This is a genomic window from Chitinophaga sp. (genome assembly GCF_039596155.1).
Taxonomy (GTDB): Bacteria; Bacteroidota; Bacteroidia; order Chitinophagales; family Chitinophagaceae; genus Chitinophaga.
Genome location: NZ_JBCNKF010000017.1, coordinates 47,674 through 72,768 on the forward strand (window position 1 = coordinate 47,674; position 25,095 = coordinate 72,768).

28 protein-coding genes are annotated in these 25,095 nt (G+C 44.0%); 16 read left to right on the top strand and 12 right to left on the bottom strand.

Annotation, left to right across the window (positions count from 1 at the left end; all coding sequences use genetic code 11):
• Nucleotides 1–238: 238 nt before the first annotated feature.
• The 3 genes from ABDW33_RS17170 to ABDW33_RS17180 form a co-directional block, all read right to left on the bottom strand.
• Nucleotides 239–1,777: a hypothetical protein gene (locus ABDW33_RS17170; protein WP_343691311.1), complete on the bottom strand. Its 1,539-nt coding sequence runs from the start codon at nucleotides 1,775–1,777 to the stop codon at nucleotides 239–241.
• A gap of 177 nt (nucleotides 1,778–1,954) precedes the next feature.
• Complete coding sequence (locus ABDW33_RS17175; protein ID WP_343691312.1) at nucleotides 1,955–2,224, bottom strand: hypothetical protein; 270 nt, start codon at nucleotides 2,222–2,224, stop codon at nucleotides 1,955–1,957.
• A gap of 138 nt (nucleotides 2,225–2,362) precedes the next feature.
• A complete protein-coding gene (locus ABDW33_RS17180; protein ID WP_343691313.1) occupies nucleotides 2,363–3,286 on the bottom strand; it encodes a LysR family transcriptional regulator in 924 nt (307 codons plus the stop codon).
• 268 nt (nucleotides 3,287–3,554) lie between these two features.
• Between ABDW33_RS17180 and ABDW33_RS17185 the strand changes: the two genes are divergently transcribed.
• The 3 genes from ABDW33_RS17185 to ABDW33_RS17195 are packed head-to-tail and all read left to right on the top strand — an operon-like array spanning nucleotide 3,555 to nucleotide 6,183.
• Complete coding sequence (locus ABDW33_RS17185) at nucleotides 3,555–5,045, top strand: NADP-dependent isocitrate dehydrogenase (protein ID WP_343691314.1); 1,491 nt, start codon at nucleotides 3,555–3,557, stop codon at nucleotides 5,043–5,045.
• Between the two features lie 23 nt (nucleotides 5,046–5,068).
• On the top strand, nucleotides 5,069–5,341 hold the full coding sequence (locus ABDW33_RS17190) for a hypothetical protein (protein ID WP_343691315.1): 273 nt from the start codon (nucleotides 5,069–5,071) through the stop codon (nucleotides 5,339–5,341).
• Between the two features lie 2 nt (nucleotides 5,342–5,343).
• Nucleotides 5,344–6,183 carry a DUF6671 family protein gene (locus ABDW33_RS17195; protein WP_343691316.1) on the top strand — a complete coding sequence of 280 codons (840 nt, stop codon included), beginning with the start codon at nucleotides 5,344–5,346 and terminating at the stop codon, nucleotides 6,181–6,183.
• Between the two features lie 192 nt (nucleotides 6,184–6,375).
• Here the strand turns inward: ABDW33_RS17195 and ABDW33_RS17200 are convergent, their stop codons facing one another.
• The 3 genes from ABDW33_RS17200 to ABDW33_RS17210 form a co-directional block, all read right to left on the bottom strand.
• The gene (locus ABDW33_RS17200; RefSeq protein WP_343691317.1) at nucleotides 6,376–6,645 is read right to left on the bottom strand and encodes a hypothetical protein; all 270 of its coding nucleotides are present in this window, start codon (nucleotides 6,643–6,645) and stop codon (nucleotides 6,376–6,378) included.
• 97 nt (nucleotides 6,646–6,742) lie between these two features.
• Nucleotides 6,743–7,858 (bottom strand): hypothetical protein, encoded by a 1,116-nt coding sequence (locus ABDW33_RS17205; protein WP_343691318.1) that lies wholly within the window; start codon nucleotides 7,856–7,858, stop codon nucleotides 6,743–6,745.
• Nucleotides 7,855–8,217 (bottom strand): hypothetical protein, encoded by a 363-nt coding sequence (locus tag ABDW33_RS17210; RefSeq protein ID WP_343691319.1) that lies wholly within the window; start codon nucleotides 8,215–8,217, stop codon nucleotides 7,855–7,857. Before ABDW33_RS17210 ends, ABDW33_RS17205 begins: the two co-directional genes overlap by 4 nt.
• Before the next feature lie 242 nt (nucleotides 8,218–8,459).
• Here ABDW33_RS17210 and ABDW33_RS17215 point away from each other — a divergent pair, with 242 nt between their 5' ends.
• Nucleotides 8,460–9,137 (top strand): S26 family signal peptidase, encoded by a 678-nt coding sequence (locus tag ABDW33_RS17215; protein WP_343691320.1) that lies wholly within the window; start codon nucleotides 8,460–8,462, stop codon nucleotides 9,135–9,137.
• A 30-nt stretch (nucleotides 9,138–9,167) separates the two neighbouring features.
• Here the strand turns inward: ABDW33_RS17215 and ABDW33_RS17220 are convergent, their stop codons facing one another.
• A complete protein-coding gene (locus ABDW33_RS17220; RefSeq protein ID WP_343691321.1) occupies nucleotides 9,168–9,680 on the bottom strand; it encodes a hypothetical protein in 513 nt (170 codons plus the stop codon).
• 58 nt (nucleotides 9,681–9,738) lie between these two features.
• Between ABDW33_RS17220 and ABDW33_RS17225 the strand changes: the two genes are divergently transcribed.
• From ABDW33_RS17225 to ABDW33_RS17235, 3 genes are all read left to right on the top strand, one after another.
• Nucleotides 9,739–10,320: a TetR/AcrR family transcriptional regulator gene (locus ABDW33_RS17225; RefSeq protein ID WP_343691322.1), complete on the top strand. Its 582-nt coding sequence runs from the start codon at nucleotides 9,739–9,741 to the stop codon at nucleotides 10,318–10,320.
• A 50-nt stretch (nucleotides 10,321–10,370) separates the two neighbouring features.
• Entirely contained in the window at nucleotides 10,371–11,165 is a 795-nt protein-coding gene (locus ABDW33_RS17230; protein WP_343691323.1) for an SDR family oxidoreductase, read from the top strand.
• Between the two features lie 125 nt (nucleotides 11,166–11,290).
• Nucleotides 11,291–12,010, top strand: a complete 720-nt coding sequence (locus tag ABDW33_RS17235) for a HEAT repeat domain-containing protein (RefSeq protein ID WP_343691324.1) — start codon at nucleotides 11,291–11,293, stop codon at nucleotides 12,008–12,010.
• A 52-nt stretch (nucleotides 12,011–12,062) separates the two neighbouring features.
• Here ABDW33_RS17235 and ABDW33_RS17240 read toward each other — a convergent pair whose 3' ends face one another.
• The gene (locus ABDW33_RS17240) at nucleotides 12,063–12,494 is read right to left on the bottom strand and encodes a hypothetical protein (protein WP_343691325.1); all 432 of its coding nucleotides are present in this window, start codon (nucleotides 12,492–12,494) and stop codon (nucleotides 12,063–12,065) included.
• 376 nt (nucleotides 12,495–12,870) lie between these two features.
• Between ABDW33_RS17240 and ABDW33_RS17245 the strand changes: the two genes are divergently transcribed.
• The 3 genes from ABDW33_RS17245 to ABDW33_RS17255 all read left to right on the top strand — a co-directional run bounded on the left by ABDW33_RS17245 (nucleotide 12,871) and on the right by ABDW33_RS17255 (nucleotide 15,158).
• Nucleotides 12,871–13,923: a hypothetical protein gene (locus ABDW33_RS17245; RefSeq protein ID WP_343691326.1), complete on the top strand. Its 1,053-nt coding sequence runs from the start codon at nucleotides 12,871–12,873 to the stop codon at nucleotides 13,921–13,923.
• A 12-nt stretch (nucleotides 13,924–13,935) separates the two neighbouring features.
• Complete coding sequence (locus ABDW33_RS17250) at nucleotides 13,936–14,895, top strand: hypothetical protein (protein ID WP_343691327.1); 960 nt, start codon at nucleotides 13,936–13,938, stop codon at nucleotides 14,893–14,895.
• 74 nt (nucleotides 14,896–14,969) lie between these two features.
• On the top strand, nucleotides 14,970–15,158 hold the full coding sequence (locus tag ABDW33_RS17255) for an SDR family oxidoreductase (RefSeq protein WP_343691328.1): 189 nt from the start codon (nucleotides 14,970–14,972) through the stop codon (nucleotides 15,156–15,158).
• Between the two features lie 25 nt (nucleotides 15,159–15,183).
• Here the strand turns inward: ABDW33_RS17255 and ABDW33_RS17260 are convergent, their stop codons facing one another.
• Complete coding sequence (locus ABDW33_RS17260) at nucleotides 15,184–16,800, bottom strand: glycoside hydrolase 43 family protein (protein ID WP_343691329.1); 1,617 nt, start codon at nucleotides 16,798–16,800, stop codon at nucleotides 15,184–15,186.
• A 226-nt stretch (nucleotides 16,801–17,026) separates the two neighbouring features.
• Between ABDW33_RS17260 and ABDW33_RS17265 the strand changes: the two genes are divergently transcribed.
• Nucleotides 17,027–17,185 carry a DUF2256 domain-containing protein gene (locus ABDW33_RS17265; RefSeq protein ID WP_343691330.1) on the top strand — a complete coding sequence of 53 codons (159 nt, stop codon included), beginning with the start codon at nucleotides 17,027–17,029 and terminating at the stop codon, nucleotides 17,183–17,185.
• Nucleotides 17,186–17,333: 148 nt separating this feature from the next.
• Here ABDW33_RS17265 and ABDW33_RS17270 read toward each other — a convergent pair whose 3' ends face one another.
• Nucleotides 17,334–17,963, bottom strand: a complete 630-nt coding sequence (locus ABDW33_RS17270; protein WP_343691331.1) for a response regulator transcription factor — start codon at nucleotides 17,961–17,963, stop codon at nucleotides 17,334–17,336.
• The gene (locus tag ABDW33_RS17275) at nucleotides 17,956–19,959 is read right to left on the bottom strand and encodes an ATP-binding protein (protein ID WP_343691332.1); all 2,004 of its coding nucleotides are present in this window, start codon (nucleotides 19,957–19,959) and stop codon (nucleotides 17,956–17,958) included. Before ABDW33_RS17275 ends, ABDW33_RS17270 begins: the two co-directional genes overlap by 8 nt.
• 211 nt (nucleotides 19,960–20,170) lie before the next feature.
• On the opposite strand from ABDW33_RS17275, the gene ABDW33_RS17280 reads away from it, so the two are divergent.
• Nucleotides 20,171–20,752 carry a hypothetical protein gene (locus ABDW33_RS17280; protein WP_343691333.1) on the top strand — a complete coding sequence of 194 codons (582 nt, stop codon included), beginning with the start codon at nucleotides 20,171–20,173 and terminating at the stop codon, nucleotides 20,750–20,752.
• A 69-nt stretch (nucleotides 20,753–20,821) separates the two neighbouring features.
• Nucleotides 20,822–21,607, top strand: coding sequence for a hypothetical protein (locus tag ABDW33_RS17285; protein WP_343691334.1), 786 nt, complete (start codon nucleotides 20,822–20,824; stop codon nucleotides 21,605–21,607).
• Nucleotides 21,608–21,616: 9 nt separating this feature from the next.
• Here ABDW33_RS17285 and ABDW33_RS17290 read toward each other — a convergent pair whose 3' ends face one another.
• On the bottom strand, nucleotides 21,617–21,760 hold the full coding sequence (locus ABDW33_RS17290) for a hypothetical protein (protein WP_343691335.1): 144 nt from the start codon (nucleotides 21,758–21,760) through the stop codon (nucleotides 21,617–21,619).
• A 491-nt stretch (nucleotides 21,761–22,251) separates the two neighbouring features.
• On the opposite strand from ABDW33_RS17290, the gene ABDW33_RS17295 reads away from it, so the two are divergent.
• From ABDW33_RS17295 to ABDW33_RS17305, 3 genes are all read left to right on the top strand, one after another.
• Nucleotides 22,252–23,526, top strand: coding sequence for a dihydroorotase (locus tag ABDW33_RS17295; RefSeq protein ID WP_343691336.1), 1,275 nt, complete (start codon nucleotides 22,252–22,254; stop codon nucleotides 23,524–23,526).
• A 65-nt stretch (nucleotides 23,527–23,591) separates the two neighbouring features.
• Entirely contained in the window at nucleotides 23,592–24,122 is a 531-nt protein-coding gene (locus ABDW33_RS17300; RefSeq protein ID WP_343691337.1) for a DUF4199 domain-containing protein, read from the top strand.
• A 23-nt stretch (nucleotides 24,123–24,145) separates the two neighbouring features.
• Nucleotides 24,146–25,093: a glycosyltransferase family 2 protein gene (locus ABDW33_RS17305; RefSeq protein WP_343691338.1), complete on the top strand. Its 948-nt coding sequence runs from the start codon at nucleotides 24,146–24,148 to the stop codon at nucleotides 25,091–25,093.
• The last annotated feature ends 2 nt before the right edge of the window (nucleotides 25,094–25,095 follow it).

Consider the following 25,095-nt stretch of genomic DNA (forward strand, 5'->3'; position numbering starts at 1 on the left):
TTTACAACATTGATTCTGCCGTAGTTGGAAGGGTAACTTGTTAGTATGCCCGTACCTCATCTTTTGGGGGATTGCAAGAGAGCAATGGAATTAGTATTACAGGTTTAAGATTACAGGTGGCCAATATAAAAAAAGAGGGAAAGACCTGCGTCCCTCCCTCAATAGCTTATTAGCGTAAAAATTACTTAGAAGCAGCTGTACCTTTGGATTTGGTACCAGCTATTCTACGCTGCTCTTTTTACAACCAATCACCGCTCTCATCCTCATCATTCTCTACCTGCGCGCGCAAACTAGCTGCAATGAATGGCAATAATGTAAGCCTTTCAGTAGAAGCGGCGCCAAAGCAACCAAACGCTTCTGCCCCGTATCCCAGTCTGTCGGACCATACCTGTCCTACAAATTCTCCATTCGCTACCAGCAATAATTGGTTTCTTCCGCCGGAGTAGCCGAGGGAAATACATCCATCATCCAGTCTGGCATTTTCTGGTAGGCCAAACATGGCTTCCATATCTGTCCCTTCGGGCAAAACACCATTTTCTATCCAGTCATTACTATCTGAATATACCCATGCCTTCACACCATAAAAATTTCGTACATCATGTATTTTATCGTTCGTTATAGGGAAAGGCTTTTTAAGTCTGTCGATCTCATTTGCGCCTAATTCCTGAATAGCAGGCACGTCGCCTTCCATAAAGTAAGCGCCACCGGTACCGATCTCCAGCAGGTAGGCTTTGTAATCACCTGGTAATGACACCTCGTGGGTAGCTTCGAATGCTTCCAGTTCCTGCACTGTGGCAGTAGACAGGATATAGTTCTTTTTGTATTTTTCCAGTTTATTTAGACTCATCTTTGCTAGTGCGCGCTTGCGGAGCGTTAACATATATTGCTTTATCGCGATCAATGCCTCGGTATGTTGTACAACCAGCGGATGATGGGGATGCTTAAATGAATGACGGATATCCTGTTCTTCTGCAATGATCGCGTTCAACAATTCCTGCTTCGCCTGTCGGTTGTGCCTCATGGCGACCGCCTTTTCGTTGTCCGACTCCTGTTGCCACTGTATGAACTTTTCATCATTCTTATATTCCTTGAAATACTCGAAGTTTTCATTGTATTCGAGTCCTTCTATGATAATAGCATATGCCTCCTCTGTACGGCCCAGTTTCAGTAATACATCCACAAAAGTATGTTTTATGTAACCATGCTGGTGCCATTCGGAGTAACGATACCCTACCTGTAATACTTCCAGTGCCTGCTGCAGCTTACCGACATCCTGTACATCTCTGGACATATAATATCCCAGCTGATTGGCATATATTATCAGCTTGTCCTTTTCCCATGCACTTAATGTTGACTTTTCCAGCAAATGGTTAAAACACCAGGTGGCTTGCTGCATAAACAGTGGTTTGTATTTTTCCACTGTGTTTTCTTCCGGTTCGTATACCATTACAATATTCAGCACATCGAACTTAATGTCTTCAATAACAATACGCGCATAAGAAGCTGTCAACCCCCTTATTCTGCCAGTCGCCTGGGTTGGCTCATCTTCCGGATCACGCATATTGATAAATACTGTCGGTTCCTCTTTATCTCCATACCTGTCTTCGAACTGCATGGGAAACAAAGCGCCCATTGTATTTACATCCGCAATGGTTTCATCTACCAGCTCCAATGGAATGGGTTGTTTCGATCTGATTGCATTATTGACATGTTCCAGATTAACAGTGGCTGATACAAATTTCCGTCTTAAAACCTTTATTTTTTCTTTATTTGTCATAGACGTCTAGTAGAAGTAATGATAAATGTATATGCTTTTTTGAAAGAGTATTGGATGCCTGATGCTGATTTCCTGAATGCGAATCCGTATTAGTTAACATACTCCAGGCAGTAATGTATCAATAGATGCATTTTTGAATTAAAAGGAGGTGTTCCTATTGGTATGAATTACGCATACTCAAATGGAAAGTACAAAAGATGGCTCCCCTGGGATATTTACCAGCTGTTCTCTGATTAACAAAGTAGCCACGTCAGGCTTTAATAAGCCCCATACATCACGCTCATCAGTGAAAGTAGGTCCTTCATTGCTTCTTGAGGTAACCGGATAAATATGTCCATTGTCCAATACACGGAAAAGATACTCTTTTGCGCAGGCATCTGATTGAGAGAGATTTTCACAGGAGAAAAATTCAGCTTTCGGGCTTGTCATAGGAATTAACGAGGTCATTTAGGTGGTTAAATGTATAACAATAAAAGCAAATAAACAATCGGTAAATCGAGTAGACGTTGCATCTTCAGTTTAAAAATGCGAACGTAAAAATTTTTGGCCAGTTTATTTCCGAGGAAATTATTCTAATAGCTTCAATTAGTAATTTTCAAACCAATGAAACTTATTGTGTATAATATTGTCCTTTTCCTGCCTGATATAATTTAAATAAGAACTAGCCGCGGAAGAAAATTTTTTATTTTTTAGCCAGATCAAATGCCAATGTGTTTTGATTGGGAATTTTTTTACCGGAATTATCTGTAGTTCTCCTGTCTCTAATTCATTCTTAATACCAATAAGGGGCATAATGGATGATCCTAAACCTGCAATTACTGCCTGCTTTACCGCTTCATTTGAAGTTAGTTCCATTTTTTTGAGAACGGGGATTTTGTTTTCCTGTATAAAACGCTCCATAACAAGCCTTGTAGCAGAGCCCTGTTCCCGGTATATAATGGCTAATTTTTCAAAAACAGTATTGTTATAACTACCTTTATTTAACTCCATGGCACGATTTGTTACTAAAAATAACTTGTTCTGCATAAGCTTTACATAGTCTATGGCAAGTGATTCAGGTAAAACCGAAACCAGGGAAAAGTCAACTTCGTTATTTTCTAAACTTTCTATGACTTTGGCTTTATTAGTAACATCCATTGCAAGCTCAATTCCGGGGTGTAGTTTTAAAAAGTCCGAAAGAAAATATGGCATTACATACTTTCCTGTAGAGACTATTGAAAGTTTTAACCTGCCTGTAAGTTGTCCTTTATGAGCGTGCGTTTTATAGTTTAGCGTGTTGACTCCTTCCAGTATTTGCTCAGCTGTAACCGCTATCTCTTTACCGAAATCCGTGACATATAATTGCCTGCCTACGACCTCTGTGAGAGGAATTTCAAATTGATCCTGAAAATTTTTTAGTTGTATAGAAACTGCTGGCTGCGTGAGGTTTAACTCTTCTGCAGCCTTGGTGATGCTACCAGTTTGCGTAACCTTAAGGAAAATTTTCAGCTGATTGAGCGTGTAATTCATAAATGATACTTATGGTTCCTGTTTCAAAGTTAAATAAAGATAAATGAAATGATGGAGGTGATCCATAAATATTATTTATGAAATACATACTAAAGTTAAATAGAAATTAATGGAACATTAGATAGACATTTGCCTTGTGAACAGAACAAAAAAAGCCAATGATGTTTGATGACTTGAAAATCGGGATTATAGGCGGCGGGACTTAACGGACTTAAAGTTCCAACCAGAAAAAGTAGAACCAGGCAAAACTTTAATCGACAAATATATTATGACCAACACGCTCAACGATCAATCAACAGTAGTGACTGAACAGACACAAAATCTTACGTCTATTACCGTGGCACACGGGGATGGAATTGGCCCTGAAATAATGAAGGCCTGTTTGAAAATACTAAAAGCGGCAGGGGCCCGCATACGAATCGAAGAAATAGAAATTGGCGAAAAAGTCTACCTCAACGGAAATTCGTCCGGAATAGGTAACGATGCCTGGAATTCCCTGAGGAAAACAAAAGTGTTTCTTAAAGCCCCTATAACAACACCCCAGGGTGGTGGCTTCAAAAGCCTTAATGTAACTACAAGGAAAGTCCTGGGACTCTATGCAAATATTCGTCCGTGCGTGTCCTATCACCCCTACATACACACTAAACACCCCATAATGGATGTGGTGATAGTAAGAGAGAATGAGGAAGACCTGTATGCTGGTATTGAACATCAACAAACGGATGAAGTGATACAATGCCTGAAGCTGATCTCCAAGCCGGGTACAGAGAAGATCATCAGGTATGCCTTTGAATATGCGCGCGCTTATGGTCGAAAAAAGGTGACCTGCTTTACCAAGGATAATATTATGAAAATGACAGATGGTCTTTTCCATAAGACCTTCAATCAAATAGGAGAGGAGTACCCCGACCTGGAAAAAGAACACTGGATAGTAGATATAGGTGCCGCCAGGCTTGCAGAAACCCCTGAGGCATTCGATGTCATTGTAATGCCGAACTTATACGGAGATATTCTAAGTGATGTAGCTGCGCAAATTACAGGATCGGTCGGACTAGCAGGAAGTGCAAACATCGGCGATGGATTTGCAATGTTTGAAGCCATTCACGGTTCGGCACCAGGGATTGCCGGTTTGAATACAGCTAACCCATCCGGCCTGATCCTTGCGGCCGTTCAGATGCTGGTCCATATCAAACAATCGGATGTTGCTGAAAGAATACACAATGCCTGGCTTAGAACGATAGAGGACGGTATTCACACTGCTGATATTTACAAGGAGACAATTTCTAGGAAAAAAGTAGGGACACAGGAATTTGCGGATGCTGTTGTCGATCGGTTGGGGAGCTTTCCCCTGAAATTCGCGACAGTGAGCTACGCAAATGGCGACAAACATTTCGATATTCAATTGTCACCAACACATGAAGCAGTGAAAGAACTGGTAGGCGTGGACATTTTCCTTCACCACAAGGATAGAAACCCTGAGCATCTTGCAGAAATTCTAAAAGGACTGGAGTCAGGTGGTATGGAATTGAAAATGATCACCAACAGAGGTACTAAGGTTTGGCCCAACGGTTTTCCGGAAACATTCTGCACGGATCACTGGCGTTGCCGCTTTACCCGCGACTCGCAACAAGGAGTGAGTTACCAGGTGGTAATAGACCTGCTACAAAAAGTACATCATTGCAAACTAGCGGTCATTAAAACAGAAAACCTCTATTTAATGGACGGAAAGCCAGCGTTCACGGCAGCGCAGGGACAGTAATCGTCAAACCAGAAATAAATAATATGGATACATTGTTAGTAGATGGCAGATACACTGCTGCTGAAGCAGAGACGCTTTTGTCCAGGCTTTTAAAGGTTAAGATTGATTTTCACCTTGCCAGAATTGATACTGTGAATTCGTCTGAGGAGAACATTAAGCATAGTGAGAAAAGAATAAAAGAATTAGAAAGCGAGCACAGGAGGATCAATCAGCTTCTGAAGAATGGTAGCTACAAGCATGTTGCGCTTCGTGCAAGTCTTACGCTTGAGTTCTGTCCTGACTATCAAAATGCATGATAATGGAGTTTTTTGCTGGGCGAAAAGTAGTGATTGCTACTATGCACAAAAAAGAAGAAGTTATTGTACCGGTGCTTAAACAATTGGGGTTGATCCCAGTTATTCCGAAGTATTTCGATACAGACCGCTTTGGCACATTCAGTGGAGAAATTGAAAGATTAAACGACCCACTCCAGACAGCCAGGTTGAAATGTAAAGCTGCGAGCGAACAATACGACTGTTCGCTCGCAATAAGCAGCGAGGGCTCTTTTGGGCCTCATCCAGGTATTTTATTCGCGTCTGCCGACGATGAGATCGTTGTTCTATCAGACTTGCAGAACGGCCTCGAGTTCAAAGCCAGGATTGTAACGACTAACACTAATTTTTATGGGGCCGTCATGAAATCGTGGCAAGATGTAGAGCAATTTGCGAATGCGGCGCTTTTCCCGTCCCACGCAATAATTGCGAGAAAGGAGAAAAATGCGCTAGATGGTATCGTAAAGGGAATACATACGTGGGAGAAATTGAGAGAGGTCGCTTTGACGTATCTACATACGCAGGAACAATTCTTCCTTGAGACAGATATGAGAGCTATGTTTAATCCTACACGAATGAAGGTCATTGAGGAAGTTACATTAAAGCTCCTTAGTTCTATTCGCTGCTTATGTCCTCAGTGTAAAACACCAGGTTTCGATGTAATTGAGGTCGTAGCAGGATTGCCGTGTGAACTGTGCTCATTGCCTACGAAAAGTACACTATCACATGTTTTTGGTTGTCAAAAATGCAATTATACTGAGGAACGCAGGTATCCGCATCAAAAAACCTGTGAATCACCTATGTATTGCGATTGGTGTAATCCCTGAATCACTTTTGCCAGATCACATGTGTGGCAATATTGATTGAAAAGGGGGCGTTAAATAAAGCTTAGTTCATTACCAGACGATATTTTTTGGAATGCCAGAAGGTGCATTTATGGGGGCATGCGTTATTGCAATGGCATTAATGTGGAATAGTTCATTTTTCAATGAGATTTTAGCTATTCGAACGGATTACCATTAAGATCTATCTCCATTTTCATAATGATAGTGCTCCTGACCGGCAGAAGTGAAATTGCCGATAAATACCGGACTTGTATGTTCTTCTTTTTTTATGTTAAATATTCCTTCATTCAATGCCCAGTCATAAACCCCAATATTGACTGGGTACCTTGTCAGGGTTCCTGTCAATCGGTTTGCTTTAACCCAATCTTCAGCAAAAGTTAATTCTGTAAAAACTGCGGAGGCAAATCGTCCTGTTTCTCCATTAAATAACCATACAGATTCCATGCGTTGTAGTTTTATTGCCTATTATAATTGAATTAATCAGATTTATGGCTATCTCTTAAACTTAGGTGTAAACGCTTGCATCGTAGATCTTATCAATCTACAATAGTTTCCCGGTTAGATCTGTAGCCTGTACAATTTCTCCCTCTATTTTCAAACAACCAGCCTTCTCCATCTTTTTAACCGTATCCTGCACCTCCGTTTTCGTTAATGTGCCGCTGTACTGTTGCTCAATAGCCGCCAGGGAGGTTGAGCCATTACTAACAAAGTTCACAAACCGTAATACAGCATCATCCCGGTAAGTAAACCCATTCCTGAAATAGATCTTGAAACAGTAATTCCCGGAAATGGCTTTATCAACCATTTTGAGCGCCTGCACTAAACCGCCAATTTTCGCATGCTCTTTGTCAAACTGCTCTATCAATTCGTATGTATTTCCCTTGTATTGGACCGTATATCTTTTGATCCTACTTTTAAAATTTTCAGGGAAATTAGGTGGAAATTCTGCCGATTTATAAACTGCCACTTTTTCATCAAGCACCTGCTCAATTTTTCCTTTTATAATTGAGATATCCAGCTCGTTAAGGGTAACGATATCTACCTGTTTTCCCTTACGGCGGGCTTGCACAGTATCGGCAATGAACGGGGCGATGGCAAATTCATCTAAAAAACTACTATAGCCTAAATGATGATAGGCTTTATCTTTTACCATGTACAAAATGATGCCATCGTCGTAAGGTTCGGCATTTTTTATGTTATTCCTGAACTCCCGCTTTAGATGACAACTATAACAAATATCCTTTGGCAGGTAAGGGCTGTCGGTAGGGATGATCATCTTCGCGCAATCAGCACATTGAATGGCCAAATGCCTTGAATCCCAACCCGGGCAATCACTATCCGGTTCTTTATCTGATGGAAAGTAAAAAATCAATCCATATTTTTCACTGGCTATCTTACCCCATTCTTTTGCCAACTCTGCCTCAGGCCAGGGTGGTACTGTGCCATTGAATAACCTGATATCTTGCCCCAGGCGGATTGTACCTATATACTTAACTTCCTTTTTGGTAGAAAAGAGTTTTTTTACTTTTACATGTAAGTTCAAATACAAATACCATCCAGCGGTATCTCCATCCCACAAAGCTTCCAGTACAACAGGTTTTCCGCCAGCCAGCCTGATGGCATTGTCAAGCATCTCGAACGAGGTAATATTGATCATAAAGACGAATTGGCTTTAAAATTTTCGAAGGCAGCCAAAATTGCTGGTAACAAATGATTGCTCAATAGGCCAGACTGTTCGCCGTAAAATTGTATGTTTTCATACAGTCGGACGATACTATCGTTATCTTCACCTCGTTGGAGCTCAAACCGTAAATTCCAGATTCTATGTGATAACTCGTTCAACCATTTGAATGCTCCTACCTTTTCAGCATCGGATGATTTATCATCCGACCATATTCCACGAGCGGTAATTGTAAAATAGAATATCAGGGCTTCCAGAAACTTTACTTTCTTTTGTGTTGTAAGTGTATAGAGTTCATCGAGTACTTCCTGAAATTGTTTACGTGCTTCATTCATGGCCGGTATCTAAATAGTGAGAACTGAGTAAATATATTAGGGAAAACGTATTTCAAACTCTTTGTTAGATTTTGTTATTCATACTTTGTTTTTCAAATCTATTCTAATTACATTTCATAGCGTCTAAAAATACGGCGAATACCTTTAAATTGTATAATATTTTACTATATATTTGATCTCGTCCGTATAATCCCTCACAAACATAGCATCTAAACCGGATGCAAATTAAAAGACATCGCTAAATGAAAAACAAAAGAAAATTTATCTTAGTATTTGTATGTATTGTCTTCGGACTTTGGACAACAGTTAAATGGGTCAATGTTTTTCAATACTACAAAGCCCCGACTATAGCAAATGAACCTTCTATAAAAATAAACGGTGGTATGCTGGGATCAAGGTTTATCACGCCAAAGAGATTGGATTTTATCTGGTTTATGGGAGAATCGCCTTTCGGCAGACAGCCTAATATTTATAGATTGTGTGGGTTGCCCGGTGACATTGTAGAAATAAGAAATGGTATATTATTCGTTAATAACCAAAACCTTGATAAGGATTTAAAACTGAGTCACAACTACATTCTTACAAAAAAAGAGTTTGAACATATAAAGACTTTAGTTACCGTGCCAAAAGATTTTGTGATAACATTGTCAGCAGATTCTTTGTGCATCCCCCTGTCGGATGATTTCGCAAGAGAACACAACTTACAGGGAAAACGAAAAGTTATTTTGCAATCATATAAGGATTCAGCTATAAGTAGTATTTTCAATAACGATTGGAACTCCGATAATTTTGGACCGGTTAAAGTGCCTGAGAATGCATTTTTTGTGTTGGGGGATAATAGGCACAATGCCTTAGACTCAAGGTATAAAGGATTTATAGATAAAAGCGATTTTTCTTCAACAGTTTTCTGGAGAGAGTAATACAGGCTGAAATCGTGTATTATAATGTTTTTATCCGATCATGAAAACCCAGTTACTATCTGCATGCCATTCGTCTTCAACATTGCTCATACCGCAACATGCTGCACCCAGTGCCACTGCCCAATCCCAATGATGAACCGTGAAGACGCTGGGAAGGCCGTCATTGTCTTCCAGCGGCTGCATACCGATCACCAATGTTTCTTCAAAAGGCTGGTCCATATAATGCAGTTGTAGCTGAAGTCCTATCTCTGGCGGGCAGAGATGCAAGCCGGCGTTTTGGGCGGCAGTAAAAATGTCACGGTAACAGGTTCCATCTGGTAATCCTAAAGATCGCAGGGAAGTCATTACCAATTGAACAGTTTGTGGAAGCGAACTTATTGTAAACGGTGGTTTTTGTATGATATCAAATGCATCCGGATCCAGGCTATACTTCTTTTGCGATAGTGGTTCTATAAATGTAAGGTCCGTGTTGGCGGGATCAGGCCCTTTGATCAGATTTTTTGAAAATAGTTTACTCCGCCAGGTTGTAGCAAGTAAGCACATTAGATTTTTACCACCGAAATGTTATTTTTCATACATTTGTAATGATTATTACAAAAATATGAAAGGCAGACCATCCACCTTTAACCAGGAAAATGTTGTAGAGAAAGCCCAGCAGGTATTTTGGCAGAAAGGATATGCAGCCACGTCGCTCGATGACCTGTTGAAAGCGATGGATATGGGAAGTGGTAGCTTTTACAATACTTTTAAGGGAGGCAAAAAAGAGCTCTTCAGCAAAGCTTTGCAGCAACGCAGGAAAGCGTTTATGGCATTTAAAGCACAGTTAAAAGCAAGTAATTCACCCATTAATGATATTAAGGCTTTTTTCAGGTCTTTGGCAACAGCCAATGAGAAAGACCATCTGAAAGGATGTATTGTGTCCAATACCGTAGTAGAAATGACTTTTCTGGACGAAGAACTGGAACAGGAAGCGGTAATTATATTGAAAGAAGTGGAGAAGATGTTCGCATGGGCAATACAAAAAGGGAAGGAAAAGGGAGAGGTCACCAATCCGTCTTCTGCAGAGCTGCTGGCACGTTACCTGATCACCGTTTGGAATGGCCTCAATGTCACCAGGCGTATGTATCCTAACCCGCAAAGCCTGCAAAAACTAATAGAATTACAACTGTCAGCGCTAGGCTGACTTTTTTTTATAGATATTTGTAACGATCACTACAATAATAGTAGATACATATGAATTTGCAATTAAAAGGGAAAACAGCCTTTATTAGCGGCTCTACAAAAGGAATAGGGTTTGCGATCGCAGCACAGTTGGTGAAAGAGGGAGCGCGTGTTATTATTAACGGGAGAACACAGGATAAAATAGACGCAGCGATGCGGAAGTTAATCGCCATTAGGCCGGAAGCTGATGTTACTGGTATAGCTGCTGATTTTTCAAGCGAACACGAAGTATATCAGCTGCTGGAAAAGCTTCCTTCTATTGATATCCTGGTGAATAACGTTGGTATTTTCGCATTAAAAGACTTCGGGCGCATTGAGGACAGTGAATGGAAGAACATGTTTGATATAAATGTAATGAGCGGCGTACGTTTGTCGCGTATGGTATTACCGAAGATGATTGCCCAACAATGGGGGAGGATCCTGTTTATCAGCAGTGAATCCGGGGTGAACGTTCCTGCCAATATGATCCACTACGGCATCACCAAAACGGCTATGCTATCTCTGAGCAATGGCTTATCCAAACTTACCAAAGGAACAGCGGTGACGGTAAATACCATACTGGGCGGCCCAACATATTCGGATGGCGTGTCCGATGCAGTAAAACATATCGCGCAGGCCAATAATATCGGAGAACCGGAGATGAAAGCAGCTATCTTCCAGAATACAAATGCCCATTCATTGCTCCAGCGATTTATTGAACCTGATGAAATTGCGGGCATTGCTGCTTATCTCTGTAGTCCGCTTGCTGGTTGTATCAATGGTGCTGCAATAAGGGCTGATGGCGGCGTATTGAATACGCTGCTGTAAAGGAGATTTAGTGACATAATGCTGCCGGCAGCATGTTAATCGCCGTTCACCAGTCTCTTTCGCTTTATTATTGCTACCATGCATATCCCGGGGATTTTGTATATTAGTTACCTAAACCCTTACCTGTGGCCTTTTTTTCTTTCTTTAAAAATAAGGAGCGTCAACTGACGTCAGTTAAAAAGAAACTGATAGCGGAAATGCAGAAAATGGATATGAAAACACTGTTGCTTCACATGAGCTCTGAAGCGCACATTTCCCCCATAATAGCTGCGCAACAACAAAACGGACACTTTAGCTCTGAAGACGACGTTTCCTGGTTTGCCATGCAACGTTCCTTTGAATTATCTTCTCCGAAACACAAAAACGAACTACTGGCATTATTGCATGACGAAGTATACGCCCGGCAGCTGCCGGATATATACAGGTGTTTGGGCAGTATTTGCGGAAACACCAATGACGCAGAGTTATGCAGCTTCCTGATCGATGTTGTGGACAACAGTAACGATGAACACGTTATTGTATCGATATTATCGCGGCTCGGGAAGGTAGACAAAGGCAGTGATATGAATATAGCGCCCATTAAAAGATACCTGAAAGAAGGCACCGCAGCTATTATGAGGGCGGCAGTTAAAGCGTTGGCTCATACAAATGATCCTGAAGTGGAGGAGTTGCTCATTGAAGAATTTACATATGCGGATAGCAGCCTAAAGTCGGAGATCTGTCGTACACTGCTGAGTGTGGGTACGATAAAATCGGTCTCTATGCTTCAACAAGCCTATAAGAAGGCACGGGATGGCAATCTGCGTATGCATATCAGTGAACCGTTGAAGAGAATTGAAGGATGACCGCGTCTCATGGTTCTTTGCTTATTCCCCGATATACTGAAGCCTCCTGACATCAGCCGGGCTGATACAATTTCTGCAAAAATGCTTTCATAGGAGTCAGTTTTCTACCAATAAGTTTCTCCATATCATCACTTACGATCTCTCCCTCTCCCGCAGCCTGTGCCAATATAATACTGATGTATTCCTCCGGCATTGCTATCCCTTTTTGCTGTAAGGCAGACCTGAATTCCTGTCCGGTGGGTGAAATATATCGGATTGTTTTTCCAGTGGCCTCAGTAATATAAACTGCTATTTCTTCATACCCCCAGGCTTCCGAGTTCACAAAATGGTAGGATTTGTTTTCATGTCCTTCTGTAGTTAGAACAACTGCTGCTGCCTCTGCCATTTCCGAACGTAAGGCCATACTCATTTTACCGTTACCTGAAGGAAGGTAAATCATACCGGTTTCCAGTACATTACCGATAAAGTAGGGTATATACTCCATGTATAAAGAGGTTCTCAGAATGGTATAGGTTAAGCCGCTTTCCTGTAACCATTTTTCTGTTTTAATGTGTGCGTCCGCAAGGTTCCATAGCAGAGCGTGCGGATCTCTGTAAAACAATTCAGCGCATTGTTCCGATGTTTGAATATTGGCAAGGGTTAAAGTCAAACGAATTGCCAATGAAGAAAGGTGGAAGTACCAAACCCCTTACTCAGTCTACTACTACAAGTAATCTTCTGACCCAAAATTTGCCGTAAATTGCTATTCTCAAGGGGAAACAATTACAATTACTACTATTTCTTTTATGCTATACCTATCTGCCTATCAGCCCGGAAAGTGTAGCATTTCCTTAGAATAATTAAACCCAACAACCGAAAAAATGAGAACTACAATCTCCCTGATTGTTTGCGGGGTGGCCTTTGTCCTGTACTGTTGTTCATGTAAAAAGAATGCAGACACCAAACCTACCTCACCGATCACACCCTCCCAAAAAGTAATGGTAACCCTTCAGCCCGGAGGTGAGTTTACCGTCGATCAGTCTGCCAGCACGATAAACGGCAAGATCACCGGCAGAACATCACGCGACAGCACTTACTATTCTGTACAGGTCTGGAATGGCAGTACCACATACGCCCTGGGGATCTTTGACAACCCCGATTCTATCCATTTTCTGCTTGACCCGGCATACACCTACCGAATCAGGCTGGTAGTATTGCAAAGCGGCACCGGCTATGGATTTTACACCGATGTTTATGAATGGGGATGGATCTATGGCAATTTACAGGACGACGGCAAACGTCTCTTCATCTATCCCATGTCTGGGATCGTGCAGAACCATTTGGATTACGTCCCCAACATTCCTGGCTATGCTTACGGATTTGGAGAGAATGGCAACGACTATCAGACCTTTACCAGTGATAGCACCGGCGGGATCTTCACTGGAAGCCTGGCTGAAGCCACCACCTACGCCGGAGAAGTAAAAGGTTATACCGTCGATGCTACCCATCCCACCATTACTATCCCCATGCGTCGGCTGGTATTCGGAATTAAATACACTTGCCCCCAGCTCACACAGGGACGACTGGTGGTTACTTTCGGTTGGCCCAATTATTTACCCAGCAAAGTATTGTATCCTAACACTATTAATAAGGACCTGGGTATCTATTCTGCTATCGCTTTCTTAACGGCAGATACTTTGCCAATACTAAGTGAATATAATATCAACGCAGGCATTAAATGGGAGTTGCCTGACGGTCGTACTTATACGATAGGAAGCAGCACGACTGCATTGCCTACGCCCGGCCGGAATCAACTCCTCAACGTGAATATTACACTGCCCGCTCTGGATAGTAGTACTACCACAGGCAAGAATACGCTCAGCCTGAAATATTCAACCACATCATGGTCAACAAATACTCCTATCAGATTCTAAGTAATTATCATTATGAAAAATTACCTCTTCATACTCGCTGCATTTTTCTTTTCCTGCAAAAGAGATGCTACCACGCAACCCCCACCTTCACCCAACACTGCCGAAAAAGTGACTATACACTTACAGCTAAGCGGTGACATTACGACCAGTATAGGTGATCTTCGCACAACCGGATCTGGCGCCAGATCAGCCTACGACAGCACTATTTATGGTGTGAATATCAGAACAGGACAGGGCACTTTATATGCGCAGGGATTGTTTGACAACACTGACAGTATCAGTATCGATCTGCTGAAAGACAGCTCTTACATCGTCAATGTAGCTGCTATCAAAAGAGGCAGCGGGATGGGATTGTGGTGGCAACTTTCAACGGATGGGTATAAGCAATATGCCTATCCTATACATCGTACCCTGCGCAATCGCATGTTCTATGCTGCAAATGAAACAATGGAAACCGGGTTCATCGACTCCCTTGACAATATGAGGATCGTAACCGATACCCTTACAAACGCTTTTGCTAATTACCCCTTGTCAGAAGCAGATACTTATTTCGGTAGTACCAACTACACGGCCCGCAATGCAAGCAATACGACAATTAGCCTTCAATTAAGAAGGCTGTCTTTCGCTATCCGCTACGATATCCATAACCTGACCAGTGGTTACCTGCAAGCTACCTACGGTGGACAGATGATACCCGATACCATGCGAACCAACGATACCCTTCCCATCCAGATATATACGGCCGACGTTTTCAGGGCGAAGGATTCCATCCCCGGGGCACAGCTGCAGGTCACACTTACCTGGATCAATGGAAGCGGAAATGCGGTGGTGTTAGGCACTAAACCCATCCGGCCCCTACGCAGCTCACTGACTGCCATCTCCGTATTTCTGAATACAGATTCGCTGAATGTAACTCCCCATTTTCAGTTGACAGACACCGTCTGGACAGGGACAACTGATTTCGATTTTTAAAGACTTTGTGAGGCTATCTTCCGAAATGAAATGAAGATAGCCTCTTCCCGTTCACTGCGGTGTAAAAGTCCTACATGTACCTGGGCTGCTCTTCAATATGTTTTTCGTTCATATCACAGGCATGGGCTGCCAGCATTGCGGCCTTAGATCGGGTCGCAACACCAGATGATATAGGTGGGGTAGGGGCATGCCTGTGTTCAGACGATTCGAAATGGGTAACGGGACAACGTATTGAAGTTTCAGGTGGGGCTTTAGTATTTTAAAGCCCCGGTTGATTAAATGCTTTCCTTAGGGCTGGTAGGAGGACAAATGCTGTGTGAGATCCCCTGAAATGCGGAAATAATCAAAATCAGCGTATCCTCCCGCCTCTTTAGTCGCATAGTTGAACAAGCCAAATCTATACCCCATGAAATGAGGTAAGGTATACTTCATTTTCAATGATGTGCCTATATGCTGCCATGATTTGCCGTCCAAACTATAATAGAACTCCGCGATATCTTTTCGATCTGTAAAATTGCAATCGGCTTTCAGGTAGACGGTATTTTTATTCAACGTTATATGGGCGACTTCTTCCGGATTACCACCTGAGGCATTTACCATCACCAATGTTTTATTTTTCCCGTTCACTTTTACACCTACCCACCCAAAATCCTTTTGCAGAAGGCAAAGACCCGCAAAATCACCGTCTTTCATTCCTGAAACATCGATCGAGGTAAGGGCTGATGATGTAGGCCCGAAGGTGCGCTGTGTTAAGGTGTTCCTTGCCTGCAGGAAACTGGTATCCAAATCGCCGGTGGTCAGGCGTAAAAAACCTTTCCTTGTTTTCAGTGACCACAACCTGTTGTCAGGTTGATGGTTCCATTGCCACACCAGCGGAAGGGCGGCATCATGTAAGCTGCGGCTAAATTCATCGGAAGCTACAATACCCGGAGCGATTGATTGATTAGCGGGGAGATCCAGGTCCATTGGCACCTTTCCATCCTCACCGGTTACAGGCCAGCCGTTTTCCCACTTCACGGGAACCAGGTAAGGGATGCGCCCTACCGCACCGTTGTCCCTAAACAGGTAAGCAAACCACCTGCCATCAGGCATATCAATCAGACCACCCTGTGCTACGCCTTTATCCTGAAGGCCTGTCTTTCCTTCCCAGGGGCCGGTTATTTTATCTGCCCTGTGTATCACCACAGATCGCTGTCCGCCAGCAGGCCAGGTAATATTGAAGAGATAGTACCTGCCTTTTATTTTGAATAACTGTGAACCTTCTGCCGGCAATCCAACATCGGTGCCTGTCGGGGATGTCGGCAGACTGGCATTTTCGATGATCACCTGCTCGCTGCCCGATACAATACCTGTGAGGTCACTGTTTAATTCTACCAACTTTATCTTACCACTGCCATATACCAGGTATGCCTTGCCATCGTCGTCGAAAAATAGCGAGTGGTCGTGCATCATCGGCTTAAATTCTACGCTTTTCCATGAACCGTTTTCTATATCTTTTGTGGAGTAGATATAAGTTTTGCCCGTTGTCTGGGAAAAGGTAGTAACGTAGTACATGCCATTATGATAGCGAAGACTGCTGGCCCAGGAACCCCTGCCGTAGGTATTCCTGCCATTCGTAAGTTTTAATTCGTCCATACTCCCTAAGGTGTCATAGGCATAACCAATTATTTTCCAGTTGACCAGATCCGTCGACTTCATAATAGGCAGGCCGGGACTCATATGCATGGTAGTACTGCTCATGTAATAGTTGTTACCTACCCGTATAATTGACATATCGGGAACATCGGCATAGATGATGGGATTATGTGCCTTTTCGTGCTGTGCCTTTACAGGTTGGGAACTGAAGAGAAGTGTAGTGCCTATAGTTAGCATTAGCAGGGCGAGGTGATGTAAGCGGGTCGTCATAACAATTTTTTATTTTGTAACATGGATCATTAAATGGTAGGCAAATGAATACTTTCGTAATATAATATTATTCAATGAATGAACGGGGATATGCTCCCTTTAATCGCTGTAATCCTGCCGGCAGCGGTAAATTTTTTTATTAACTTCTTATTTGGTAGTTTGCCTGTGTCGGTAATTGTTGAATCCCTCACAGGGATGAAAAATACAAGATTCAACTGAATGCAGAATGAAAAACGTCAAAAAACAGCATCTGCCGGGTAAAGTATGTCCTGTGTGTCAACGGCCATTTACCTGGCGGAAAAAATGGGAGAAGACCTGGGAGCAGGTGCGTTATTGCAGTAAAAGGTGCAGCGGTGAGCGAAAGCGAAGTGAACACGGGGATTGACCAGTACGAGATGAACGACTCAGGGCATTTTCTGGTCAAAGAAAAGTAAATATTATCTTCCCAAAATCTGTCTACGCATATTTCCCGACTGGGCCGGCTATCTCTAAACTATCAATAACAATTCCAGAAGAATATTCCTTCAACCCCATCAAAGCATTTGCTGTTGGGTAGCTATCATAATCAGTTCAGCTACATTCTTCACTTCGAACTTCTGCAACAGGTTTCTTCGATGTGTATCTACTGTCAGCGGACTAAGGAAAAGTTCTTCGCCAATGACAACACTTGTCTTTCCCTGTGCCAGCAGCGAAAGGATCTGTTTTTCCCGTCGCGTTAGCTGTGGCGTCGCTTTCAACTGGTTTTTTGAAGGGCGGCTGATTATCTCCATCACTTCCCTGCTATAGCAGATGTTGCCCTTTACCGCTTCCGTTATGCAATGCCGGAGCTCATCCAGCGAACTGTTTTTCAACAGGTAACCACTGGCGCCATTCTGAATCGTTTGCATGATGATGCTCCTTTCGGTGTGGTTACTCAGGATTAAGATAATGGTCTGTAGCGATACCTTCTTGATCATCAGGCAAAGTTCCATACCATTGATATCCGGCAGGGTAATATCCAGCAGCACCAGGTCCGTAGGATGGGCCGCAAGATAGGAGATCAGCTCATTCCCGCTGTGAAGTGCCGCTTCGATAGTCAGATTTTCTTCATGCTGCAGCAGTGTTTTGAGTCCGGCGATCACGATAGGATGATCATCTACCAGTACAGTACGCAATTTATTCATGGACGGTAGTATCTAGTTCAACATTGATGGTAGTACCTTCATTAATATCGGATAGGATCTCAAGTTTTCCCTTCAGGTAGGCAATCCTGTTTTGAAGGTTATCCAGGCCCATTCCTTTTTTGTTGTTCAATATAGCGGGATCAAAACCGATACCATCGTCCTCAAAAGTGATGAAGAACATGGAACCGTTCTGGCTGCACTGCAGCATGATATTCCGGGCCTGCGCATGTTTGATGGCATTGGAAAGCAGTTCCTGAACAATGCGATAGATGTTCAGCTGTACATTCAATGCAATGTCTCTCCGGATATCGAATGCTTCGTAATTGATATGAAGGTTTTCGCGCATATGGAATTCGCAAAGGTCCTTCAGCGCCGTTTCCAGTCCGAACTTCATCAGTGTTTCAGGAATCATGTTCCTGGCAATCCGGCGTAGCTCCCCAACGGAAGAATCCAGTTGAGCAATGATCCTGTTCAGTTCTTTATCTCCTGCAGCTATCGGACGGGTATCGCTCCAACCTGAAAGGCCTATTTTCACCCCGGCCAGCATGCCGCCCAGTCCGTCATGCAGGTCCCGTGCCACCCGTTCTCTTTCATGTTCTTCTCCATCCAGCATAGCCCTTGTAACTTTCAGCTCCTGCTTCCGCTCCATGTCGGAGAGCTGCTGTCTGTAATTGATCTCCTTCTGCTCGTTCAGTTTTCTCCGGTTCCGGGCATTGAGCAGGACGAAGCCCAGGATGACCAGCAGGAAAAGACAGGTAACTCCCATGAACCAGCTGAACATGCGCTCATTGTTAGCCATCAGCAACGCCTGTTCGTTCCTGGCTTTTAAAGCTGCAATCTGCTGTTGTTGCTGGGAAGTCCTGTACCGGGTTTCCAGCTCCGTGACCTTCAGGTTGGTCTGCTGGTTGTAAATGCTGTCAGTGAGTGCACGGTGGCGGTTGAGCCAGTTATAAGCTTCGCGGTAGTCTTTCAGCTTTTCACTTGTTTGTGCAATTTCCAGATAGATAGCAGCCCTGTCATTGCTGTTGGCAGTCAGTGTTCCTTCCCTGACGATGTCCATTAGCAGCTGACGTGCTTTGACATAGTCTTTCATGGCCCCGTAAATCTCGTAGCGGCGAAACCGCAGCTGCTGGTAGAGCTGCTTTTGGTTGTATTTCTCTGCTAGCGTCATGCCCTTGTCTATACTTACCAGGGCATGGGTATATTCTTCAGTGGTTAGGTAGTATAGGGTCTCATTATAATAATACAGGGCATTGTTCAGCGACTGGGGAAATGGTGCTAACAGTTCATGGGCTTTCAGCAGAAATTCCCTGGCTTTTTCGGGATGGTGATCGTAGCAGTTGATGCTCACCGCGCTCAGATAGGCAAATAAAAGATCAGTGGAGCCGGGGCTTTCCCGTTCCAGCAGTTCAATGGCATTTTGACTGTATTGTGCCGCTTTTGTAAACTGGTAATTGTTCATCAGGATGGTCGAGAGCTGCGTGTAGTATTGTGCAACCAGTTTGGAGCCGCCACCCTTCTCCGCATTGGGGATCGCCTTCTCAAGCGTGATTTTGGCCAGGTAATCGTATCCTTTTTCTTCCCGGTTCATCAGCCCAAAATTGTACCATGCTGCAGCCAGTTTGGCATATGCTTTCTGAGTATGGAAAGGCGTGAGGGCATTAATGGCCCGTTCAAAAGCCTTCGCCGCTTTTGCATGGTCGGAATTGAAGTAATACTGTCCCTCATAAAAGTGCCCAAGCGCGCTATAATAGGAATTAGTCTTCGCATATTGCTTCCCCATCTCCAGGTACTGCCTGCATTTGACGGAGTCTTTTATCTTCCAGTATTCTACAAGCAGGAAGCTGGCATCGGCTTTCAGGCTATCAGCTGTTTTTAACCGGAGAATGCTTTGGAGGCTGTCCAGGTATCGCTGTTCATTAAAGGGAACCTGTTGCTGTGCATAGAGTTGACTTGATGCCAGCAGGAATAATATATATACAAGGAAGCTACGCATATGAGAATACTGTTGATCCGGCACTGATGCGTGGGATCAGCTGATTTAGTTGGCCGTAAATATCGGTTTTTAAATCAATATCGTTTACCTGCCGCACCCCGGGATAAAAAATACCTAAAAACCAGTAGAAAAAAAGCATCAGAACCCGGGATTTTCATTGCAAAATGGCTCCGGTAATTTTGCCTATACTTTATTTGATAAGCCTTTAGTAATGATAACGTTCTATTTAAAGCATCCAAAAGCTGTGTGTACAAACAGGCGTGTAAGTTTGGTAACGCTGATGTTGCTGTCAATAGCGGCCCTGACATTTTCTTCCTGCTCCAAGGATAAAGGAGGTGCCGCTCCTGCTCAGAATTATTATTTCAGGGCCAATGTTGGTGGAAAGAAGATCGATTTCCATACGGTCAACTTCCAGGGGGGAGGTAATGACGACCGCTGGGAGCAGATAGTGATTGGCGGCTATGAAACCTCTTATCCGACCACACAGGGCGCGCAGGTGCCTCCGTCGCTCGATTTCGAGATCTGGCGGCTGGGCGGCAACATAGGGCCTGGTACGTATGCTACACCTGCCGAGCAGGAAATGATTGCCCGTTATGCCATTCAGACAAAGGATGGCACACAGGTTTATAACACCTCCAATGGAGATGACGTTTTTACAGTTAATATAGAAACCATCAGCAAGAAAGGGATTAAAGGCACATTTTCCGGTACCGTGCGTGATATAAACGGTAATGCTATCAGTATTACAGAAGGTGTTTTCGATCTGCCTTATGAGACGATCGTAAATCCGTGATATTTCTGCAATCGGTGAGGAGCAATCCAACCCAATCATGATGATCAACAGAAGAAAACAAGGAATGATATGAGAACAAAGCGGACATTGACATGGCTGATCCTGTTGCTGCTCTCCTGGGAAATACCCGCTCAGGCACAATTGGATGTATTAATAAAAAAGGCAAAAGACAAGGCCGGAAAAGTCCTGGAAAAAGAAGTGAATACCGGTGATGCTAAAAAGTCAGGAACTTTTACCCCCGGGGAAAGATCAGGGAATTTCATTGCAGGGGACTCGCTGATCTTTGCAGAAGACTTTTCGGGCACGCCCGCGGGAACTTCCAGCAGGAGTTTCAAAAGTAACGGGGTGGCAAATGTGGAAACGGTGAGCGGGTTTGGCGGGAAATGGCTGGCGCTTCGTGATAAGGCCACTTACAAACTATCCAGGGCATTGATCTATCCCCGAAAGTTCACAGTTGAATTTGATCTGTTGGCAACGGGCGACAATGTGAAGGATATTGCACCGTTAACTTTCGGCTTTGCCACTGACAACAGCGCCAGGGAATACACCAGTGGTGCAGGGGCCTACACCGAACTGCAATATTACGATGGTGATGAAGTTAACTTTAGTAACAGCAGTCCTCAAAATTTTGTAAATACGACATTTGACCTGGCTGTTTACCTTAACCGGAAATTACATATTGCATTGTTCGTAGACGGCCAGCAAATGGCTGTATACCTGGATGGCCAAAAGCTGTATGACGGGACGATGTTTAATCCGTCTGCCGCCAAGAATTTCTACATTACCGCACCCTGGGAATATAAAAATGGTGCCAGGGTAGTGGTGGGAAACTTTAAAATTTATGGGTTCAGATAATAGTACCCGCTAACGAGATGGTGCCTTTGGGGGGCAGATCTTGTAGTCAATATCCTGGTGTCGCCTGTCACCTGACCAGGTGGCACCAGGATCTGCGTTAGCAAATGTCAGTGCACCTTCGGGGCTCAGGTGCTTAAAAACGGAGGGTTTCATTTTTCCATATACGCCTTCACTGAATACTTTTATTGAAGAACTCCTTCCGTCTATTCGTCAGTATGAGTTGGCCAGCTGGCAGCTTACCCGGGCATTTACCCAACTGCGATTATTAATTTTTATCTGCAGGCCTAATTTGCACGGGTTACTTTCATCCATTGTTTTTTAGATACAATCCGCTCACCTGCACCGCATTGCTGACATGCATACGTTGTGATTTTGCCGGGTCATTAAAGATCAGGACATGGCAACCTACCTTTCTCTTTTCCGTAGCGCCCCGAAATTGACTTCAGCCCGGGTGATAGCTTTCTGTTCAACTGATCGGGAACCGTATTACCCACAAATGCTGTTTAAAGCCAGCAGCAAAAGGTTCAGGGGACGCTTTTCCCACACAGTTATCCTTTTTTCACACCGCTGCTCTCCTTACCCCGAATTTCTATTACTTTTGTCCCCGGTATTTCCAGAAAGGTTTTAGATTCAGTTAGTATAGCATGCATATATTACTCAAAAACGTACAAATCATTGCGCCAGGTGCTCCAAACCATGGCCAGCAGCAAGACATTTTAATCGAGAATGGCATTATCAGCCAGATCGGAACCAACATTTCCGCAACCCATGCCCGGATTGTCGAAGGCAAAAACCTGCACGCATCCCCGGGGTGGACCGACCTGTTTGCTCACTTCTCTGATCCGGGTCAGGAATATAAGGAGGACCTCCAGAGTGGGGCTGCCGCTGCGGCAAAAGGTGGATATACCACAGTACTTATCGTACCGAACACCCAACCAGCCCTGCATACTAAACCACAAATTGAGTATGTCATCAGCCGTACCCGTCACACCGGTGTGCAGGTATTGCCTATAGGTGCAGTGACCAAAAACATCGAAGGCACGTCACTGGCAGAAATGTACGAAATGAAAGAAGCAGGCGCTGTTGCCTTCTCCGATGGCCTGAAGCCTATTCAGAGCCCCGGCATCCTGCTAAAAGCACTTCAATATGTAAAAGCCGTAGACGGCACTATCATACAACTGCCTGATGATCTGAGCATTTCCGCTCATGGTCTCATGCACGAAGGCATTTACAGCACACAGCTGGGGATGCCGGGAAAACCTGCCATTGCAGAGGAACTCATTATCCAGCGCGACCTTGAACTGGCAGCGTACACCGATTCAAAAATTCACTTTACAGGGGTAAGTACTGCAAAGGCCGTCCAGCTCATTGCGGAGGCAAAGAAAAAAGGTGTAAAAGTTACCTGCTCGGTAACGCCTTACCACCTGAGTCTTACGGATGGCCAGCTGGAAAGTTATGATTCCAACCTCAAGGTCAACCCACCGCTGCGCAGCAGGGAAGATGTAAAAGCCCTGCAACAGGCAGTGAAAGATGGCCTGATCGACTGCTTTGCGACCCATCACCTGCCACAGGATTGGGATGCCAAAGTGCTTGAATTTGAATATGCTAAGAATGGAATGATTGGCCTGGAAAGTGCCTTTGGGGTACTTCGCCTATACCTGCCGGAGGTGCCGCTGGAGAAACTGATCGATATGCTGGCAATTCAGCCACGCAGGATCTTCAACCTGCCGGCACATAGCCTGGTGGTAGGCGCTGTAGCAAACCTGACCATCTTTGATCCGGAAGAAGAGTGGACCCTGACCCCTGCACATCTGGCGAGCAGGTCCAAAAATTCGGCGTATCTTGGCGCCCGGTTAAAAGGTGCTGTAAAAGGCATCATAAACGGCACCAACGCACAGATAGCTGGTATAACTGCCTGATTCGGGCGATAAAGTGCCAGAAATAATGGGATCAAAGCCCAACTTTAATAAATGTCATTTTGAGTATGAGTAATGCACCTTCTCCCAACCAGGGCGTAAAATGGGGTTTAATAGCGGGCGTAATAGGTATCGTAGCCGGGCTCGTCTTCTATTTTACCAACCCGGTCAAGCTGCAAAGCCTTCTTTTTGGAGGTATTGAACTGGCAGCTACCGCCGCATGCGCGCTGCTGGCCGGCCTGGAACGCAGGAAAGCCTACGGGGGAAAAATCGAGTTTAAGACCGCCCTACAGCCTATTTTTACGACGTTCGTGATCTCCCTGTTCATCGGAGTCGTTTTTACCTATGTCCTATTCAATTTTGTAGATCCTTCGCTGGTAGAACAGATGAAACAGGCGCATATTGCCGATGTGAGGGATATGAAAAACCTATACAAAGCGCTGGGTTACTCTGAATCCGATTACAACACGGAACTGAAACAGGCAGAAACTGGTGAATATGGCGTGACAATTGCAGGCAGTGTCATAAATTATCTGCAAAAGCTGATTAAATCATTCATCCTTTCCGCGATACTTTCCCTGATTGTACGCAGAAAGTAACCATTAACACATAGAAATTTAAGATGGATATTTCCGTAATCGTTCCCTTAAAAAACGAAGATGAATCACTGCCGGAACTGGCAGCATGGATAGACCGTGTCATGAAGGAGAACCAGTTTTCCTATGAGGTGTGGATGGTAGATGATGGTAGTACAGACAATTCCTGGGAAGTGATCCAGCAACTGGCTGCCGCCAATGCGAGTATTAAAGGCATCAAATTTCAGCGTAACTATGGCAAATCGGCTGCCCTCAATGAAGGCTTCAAGATGGCCAAAGGTGATGTAATCATCACCATGGACGCGGACCTGCAGGATAGTCCTGACGAAATTCCGGAGCTGTATAACATGATCAAAAGAGACGGTTATGACATCGTGAGCGGCTGGAAGAAGAAACGCTATGACAGCGCCCTGACTAAAAACCTCCCTTCCAAATTATACAACTGGACCACTACCAGGATGAGTGGGGTGAAGCTGCACGATATGAACTGTGGCCTCAAATCCTACCGTAAAAAAGTGGTGAAGAGCATTGAAGTATACGGCGAAATGCATCGTTACATTCCCGTAATAGCAAAGTGGAATGGTTTCCGCAATATCGGCGAAAAAGTAGTAGAGCACCGCGCCCGTAAATACGGGGTATCCAAGTTCGGTCTGGAACGTTTTATCAACGGTTTTCTCGACCTGGCTACTATCATGTTCATCGGCAAGTTCGGCAAGCGCCCTATGCACCTTTTCGGTGCGCTGGGTACCTTGTTCTTTATGATCGGTTTCCTCATAGCCGCTTATCTCGGTTATGAGAAGTTGTTTCATGACGTCTATAAAATGACGGATCGTCCGATCTTCTACCTGGCACTGCTGGCCATGATCATTGGTTCTCAGCTGTTCCTGGCCGGGTTCATTGGTGAACTGGTAACCAGGAATGCAGTTGAAAGAAACGACTACCTCGTAGAAACTACACTTGACCGAACGAAATAATC